General features: G+C 56.3%; 4 protein-coding genes. All 4 read right to left on the bottom strand.

Annotation, left to right across the window (positions count from 1 at the left end; all coding sequences use genetic code 11):
- Window positions 1-598: 16S rRNA (guanine(527)-N(7))-methyltransferase RsmG (gene rsmG, locus ACIOVB_RS26780; protein ID WP_401272189.1), on the bottom strand; the 598-nt coding region annotated here is incomplete at its 3' end.
- Complete coding sequence (gene mnmG, locus ACIOVB_RS26775; RefSeq protein WP_401272188.1) at window positions 595-2,493, bottom strand: tRNA uridine-5-carboxymethylaminomethyl(34) synthesis enzyme MnmG; 1,899 nt, start codon at window positions 2,491-2,493, stop codon at window positions 595-597. The genes rsmG and mnmG, both read right to left, overlap by 4 nt.
- Window positions 2,494-3,044: 551 nt before the next feature.
- Entirely contained in the window at window positions 3,045-4,415 is a 1,371-nt protein-coding gene (mnmE, locus tag ACIOVB_RS26770; RefSeq protein WP_187677233.1) for a tRNA uridine-5-carboxymethylaminomethyl(34) synthesis GTPase MnmE, read from the bottom strand.
- Between the two features lie 81 nt (window positions 4,416-4,496).
- Window positions 4,497-6,132: membrane protein insertase YidC (yidC, locus tag ACIOVB_RS26765; protein WP_401272187.1), on the bottom strand; the 1,636-nt coding region annotated here is incomplete at its 5' end.

Here is a 6,132-nt window from a genome sequence, read left to right as displayed (position 1 = left end):
CGGGGACGGCCAGGGCGTGTTCGCTATCGAGTTTGAAGTCTGCCGGCAATGCTACCAGCTCATCGGCCGGATGAACGCCCTTCATTGCCAGCCAGCGTGTATCGGCATCGCCCAGATGGCGAGTCCAGTTGGTGAAGTTTTCCATGCTGCTGAACGCCCGGGAAATGATCCCGTTGAATGGCTGTGCAGGCTGAAACGCTTCGACGCGACTGTGGATAACTTGCAGGTTATCCAGTTTGAGTTCGAGTTTTACCTGGGTCAGGAAGCGGGTTTTCTTGCCGTTGCTGTCCAGACAGGTCACTTGCGAGTCCGGATACAGGATCGCCAACGGGATCCCCGGCATGCCGCCGCCGCTGCCAACGTCGAGCCAGCGACCGTTTTCGATGAACGACATGACACTCAGACTATCGAGCAGATGACGCGAGACCATCTCGTCCGGATCACGAACCGCAGTCAGGTTGTAGGCCTGGTTCCATTTTATCAACAGGGCCAGATAACCCAGCAGCAATTCGTGCTGGGTTTCGCTGAGATGGACACCGAGCTCGCGGGCTCCTGTGGATAACTCTTCGGCGTGTTGCGAAGTGACCTTAGAACTCAAGCGCTTTGCTCCAACTGACGGCCCGCGCCGCGTTTTTTCAAATGAATCATCAACAGCGAAATCGCTGCCGGGGTCACGCCCGGGATCCGCGAAGCCTGGCCCAGCGTCTCTGGACGCGTCGCGCCGAGCTTGCTCTGGATCTCCTTGGAGAGACCGGAAATGTTGGTGTAATCGATATCCACAGGCAGTTTCGTGTCTTCACTGGCGCGCAGACGGGCGATTTCGTCCTGTTGACGGTCGATGTAACCGGCGTACTTGGTTTTGATCTCAACCTGTTCGGCGACCTGTGGATCTTCGGCGCCGTTCCCGGTCACTTCGACCAAACCAGCGTAGTCGATTTCCGGACGGCTCAAGAGGTTGAGCAAGTTGTATTCGTGGGTCAGCGGCGTGCCGAATTTCTCCGCGATCGCATCCCCCTGAGGCGTGCCCGGGCGAACCCAGGTGCTTTTCAGGCGTTGCTCTTCGAGTTCGATGCTTTCGCGTTTCTTGCAGAAGGCCGCCCAACGAGCGTCATCGACCAGACCCAGTTCACGACCTTTTTCGGTCAGACGCAGGTCGGCGTTGTCCTCGCGCAGGATCAGGCGGTACTCGGCACGGGAAGTGAACATTCGGTACGGCTCTTGGGTACCGAGGGTGATCAGATCGTCGACCAACACGCCGATGTAGGCTTCATCGCGGCGCGGGCACCAGGCTTCTTTGCCCTTCGCGCGCAATGCGGCGTTGGCTCCGGCGAGCAAACCCTGGGCGCCGGCTTCTTCGTAACCGGTGGTGCCGTTGATTTGCCCGGCGAAGAACAGACCGCCGATGACTTTGGTTTCCAGGCTGTACTTCAGGTCGCGCGGATCGAAGTAGTCGTACTCGATCGCATAACCCGGACGCACGATGTGCGCGTTTTCCATACCGCGGATCGATTGCACGATCTGCAATTGCACATCGAACGGCAAGCTGGTGGATATCCCGTTCGGATACAGCTCATGGGTGGTCAAACCTTCCGGTTCGATGAACACCTGATGGCTTTCCTTGTCGGCAAAGCGATGAATCTTGTCTTCGATCGACGGGCAATAACGCGGGCCAATGCCTTCGATCTCGCCGGCAGCGGAATACATCGGCGAGCGATCAAGGTTTGCGGCAATGATTTCGTGGGTTCGGGCGTTGGTGTGGGTAATCCAGCAACTGACCTGGCGTGGATGCTGTTCTTTGTTGCCCATGAACGACATCACCGGGATCGGCGTGTCACCTGGCTGCTCAGTCATCACCGAGAAATCCACAGACTTGCCGTCGATACGCGGTGGCGTACCGGTTTTCAGGCGACCGACACGCAGTGGCATTTCACGCAGACGGTGAGCCAGGGCAATCGACGGCGGATCACCGGCGCGACCGCCGGAAAAATTCTGCAAACCGATGTGGATAAGTCCGCCGAGGAAGGTACCCGTGGTCAACACCACGGAATCGGCTAAGAAACGCAGACCCATTTGCGTAACAACACCGCGCACTTGTTCCTGCTCGACGATCAGGTCGTCAGCAGCCTGTTGAAATATCCACAGGTTCGGCTGGTTTTCCAGAATTTCGCGGACAGCGGCTTTGTAAAGAATGCGGTCCGCTTGTGCACGGGTTGCACGTACGGCTGGGCCTTTACGGCTGTTCAACACGCGAAACTGGATGCCACCCAAATCAGTAGCCATGGCCATCGCGCCGCCGAGGGCATCGATTTCCTTGACCAGATGGCTTTTGCCGATGCCACCGATGGCCGGGTTGCAACTCATGGCACCGAGGGTTTCCACGTTATGCGTCAGCAACAGGGTTTTTGCCCCCATACGTGCTGACGCCAGTGCTGCCTCGGTACCGGCATGACCGCCGCCGATGACGATCACTTCAAAACGGGAAGGGAAATCCACCACGCACCTCGTGCCTGCTTAAGTAGGTAATTCAGGAATAGTTTGAGATCAGGTTTCTGAACCTGGTCGGCAAGTATAGGGACTTCGCCCTTCCTAAAGAACCCTTTGCACAAAATTTAACCAGCTGTGGAGAACTCGCGGTTAAAAAAATAAAAAAGAAAGAAATTTATAGAATCTTTGTTTTTATGTTTATTCTTACTGCCCTACCTTTCTGTGGATAGATCTCTACAGGCCTTTATATTCAATATGTACAGAGATTCAAAACCCTGTGCCCATGTGCCAATGAGTCCCTTGGATAACCGGTGTAAGCCTGTGGATGAAAGGGGTGGTTATCCACAGAGGGGTTTATATCCAGTTTTCAGGCCCTGTTATCAACTGACCTCAATGGCAGTTATTCACAGGGCTTAATCCACAGAAATTCGATCATTGGATAAATTTCGGGCACGAAGAAACCGCTCGAACTGGAGAATCAGTCGGGCACTTCAGGCTGATATTCAGAAAGAAGAAACAAAAACGGGCCACGAACGGGCCCGTTTGAACGTACCGGCGGGTTACTTACCGATGCAGAAGCTGGAAAAGATCCGTCCCAGCAGATCATCAGAGCTGAAGGCCCCGGTGATTTCACCCAAAGAGTGCTGGGCTTGGCGCAGATCTTCGGCCAGAAGCTCACCTGCCCCCGCCAGAGTCAGCTGCGCGCGCCCATGTTCCAGGGCTGCGCTGGCGTGGCGCAAGGCTTCCAGATGCCGGCGACGAGCACTGAAACTGCTTTCCGACGTTTGCTCGTAACCCATGCAGGCCTTGAGATGATCACGCAGTAGTTCCAGTCCTTCACCTGCCGATTTGGCGCTCAGGCTGATGGTGACGTGGCCGTCATCGCTGACTTCCAGGGCAATGGCCTCGCCCGTAAGATCAGCTTTATTACGAATCAAGGTGACTTTCGCCGGATCCGGGCGTACTTCAAGAAACTCCGGCCACAAGGCGAACGGGTCCAACGCTTCTGGCGCGGTCGCATCGACGACCAGTAATACTCGATCCGCTTCACCGATGGCTTTCAGTGCCCGCTCGACGCCGATCTTTTCTACTTGATCATCGGTGTCGCGCAGACCCGCGGTATCGACAACGTGCAGTGGCATCCCGTCGATGTGGATATGTTCACGCAGAATGTCGCGAGTGGTGCCGGCGATCTCGGTAACGATCGCCGCTTCGCGCCCGGCCAAGGCGTTCAACAGGCTGGACTTGCCGGCATTCGGCCGACCGGCAATGACCACCGTCATTCCATCGCGCAACAAGGCACCCTGCCCGGCCTCGCGCAGCACTGTGGATAATTCATCGCGCACCTTGTCGAGCATGCTCAACACATGGCCATCGGCGAGGAAGTCGATTTCTTCCTCCGGGAAGTCTATGGCCGCTTCGACGTAGATGCGCAGGCCGATCAATTGTTCGGTGAGGTTATGCACACGCTGGGAAAACGCCCCCTGCAAAGAACGCAGGGCGTTGCGCGCGGCCTGTGCAGAACTTGCTTCGATCAAGTCGGCAATTGCCTCGGCCTGGGCCAGGTCGAGTTTGTCATTGAGAAAGGCGCGCTCGCTGAACTCGCCCGGCCGTGCCAAACGGCAGCCTAGTTCCAGACAACGCTTGAGCAACATGTCCAGAACGATCGGGCCACCGTGACCCTGCAGTTCCAGCACGTCTTCACCGGTGAATGAATTAGGCCCAGGAAAGTACAGCGCCAGACCTTCGTCGAGTACTTGCTGATCGTCGCTGAAAAAAGGGCCGTAATGGGCGTAGCGTGGTTTCAGTTCGCGGCCGCTGATGGCTTTGGCAGCAACACTGGCCAACGGGCCGGAAACACGGACGATGCCCACACCTCCGCGACCTTGGGCGGTGGCAACAGCTGCGATGGTTTCACGAGGTGCGCTCATAAACCGGAATCCATACAAAAGTGGCAGATAGCAAAACGCCCCACTAGGGGGCGTTTTGAGTGGTGTTATCCACAGAGCAAGTTACGCCTCGGCTTTTTTCGTCGCCGCTTCGATCTTACGCGTGATGTACCACTGTTGTGCAATCGACAGGCAGTTGTTCACAACCCAGTACAGCACCAGACCAGCCGGGAACCACAGGAAGAAGAAGGTGAAGATGATTGGCATCATTTTCATGACCTTCGCCTGCATCGGATCCGGAGGAGTCGGGTTCAACTGCTGCTGGATGAACATGGTTGCGCCCATGATGATCGGCAGAATGAAGAATGGATCCTTGATCGACAAGTCAGTGATCCAAAGCATGAACGGCGCCTGGCGCATTTCCACGCTTTCCAGCAGAACCCAGTACAGCGAAAGGAAAACCGGCATCTGCACGAGGATCGGCAAGCAGCCGCCCAGCGGATTGATCTTCTCTTTCTTGTACAGCTCCATCATGGCTTGCGACATTTTCTGCCGGTCATCGCCATGTTGCTCTTTCAGTGCAGCCAGTTTCGGCGCAACGGCACGCATGCGCGCCATCGATTTGTAGCTGGCAGCCGACAGAGGGAAGAAAATACCCTTGATCAGCATGGTCAGGAAGATGATCGACCAGCCCCAGTTACCGACAATGGCGTGGATATGTTGCAGCAGCCAGAAGATTGGCTGGGCAATGAACCACAGAATGCCGTAGTCGACGGTCAGTTCCAGACCTGGGGACAACTCTTTCAGCACAGCCTGGCTTTTCGGACCGGCGTACAGCACAGCACTGGTTTCAACTTTGGCACCCGGTGCTGCGGTCAGCGTAGGACCTGTGTAACCGATGATGTAGTTGCCTTTGCTGTCTTTACGGGTCTGGACGATGTTGTTTTCGCCCTTGACCGGAATCCATGCAGTCACGAAGTAGTGTTGCAGCCAGGCTACCCAACCACCGGTAACGGTTTCTTTGAGTTGGGCCTTGTCCATGTCCTTCATGGACACTTTCTTGTACGGCTCCGAACTTGTCCACAGGGCGGCGCCCAGGTAAGTGGCGGTGCCAGTAGCGGTTGTGGACGAAGGATCGGCGCTGCTATCACGCTTCAACTGGGCGAACATCGCGCCATTCCACGGCTGAGCGCTCTGGTTATCCACAATGTACGAAACGGCTACGTCATACAGGCCGCGTTTCAGGGTGAAACGCTTGATGTAATTGACGCCGTCCTTGCTGAACTTCAGGTCGACGACCAGTTGGTCCTGACCGTCAGCCAGTTGATAAGTCTTCTTCTCCGAGGAGTAGACCGGGCGACCAGCCGGATTTGCGTCCGGGCCGTTGGTGCCGATCAGACCGCTTTGCGCCAGATAAACGCGTTCGCCGCCGTTATCGAACAGCTGGAACGGAACGTCCGGACGATCCTGACGACGTGGATACAGAGGCAAGGTCAGTTGAGCAACGTCACCACCTTGTGGATCGATCGCGAGATCGAGCACGTCGGTTTTGATCTGGATCAGATCCTTGCTGGCGGCTACCGGTGTTTCGGCAGGTGCGCTGGTATCGCTAGCGGCACGCGGTATATCGTCACTGGCGGCAGCATTATTGCCAGTGGCGGTGTCCGGCAAACCGGATGTAGTCGTACTGGAAGCAACATTCTGAGTCGGCAGGGCAGCCTGGCCATAGTCCTGGTTCCATTTAAGAACCATAACGTAG

Source organism: Pseudomonas sp. NPDC087639 (genome assembly GCF_044743385.1).
Classification (GTDB): domain Bacteria; phylum Pseudomonadota; class Gammaproteobacteria; order Pseudomonadales; family Pseudomonadaceae; genus Aquipseudomonas.
The sequence above is the reverse complement of the archived record's forward strand: the minus strand, read 5'-3'. Positions and strand labels throughout refer to the sequence as shown.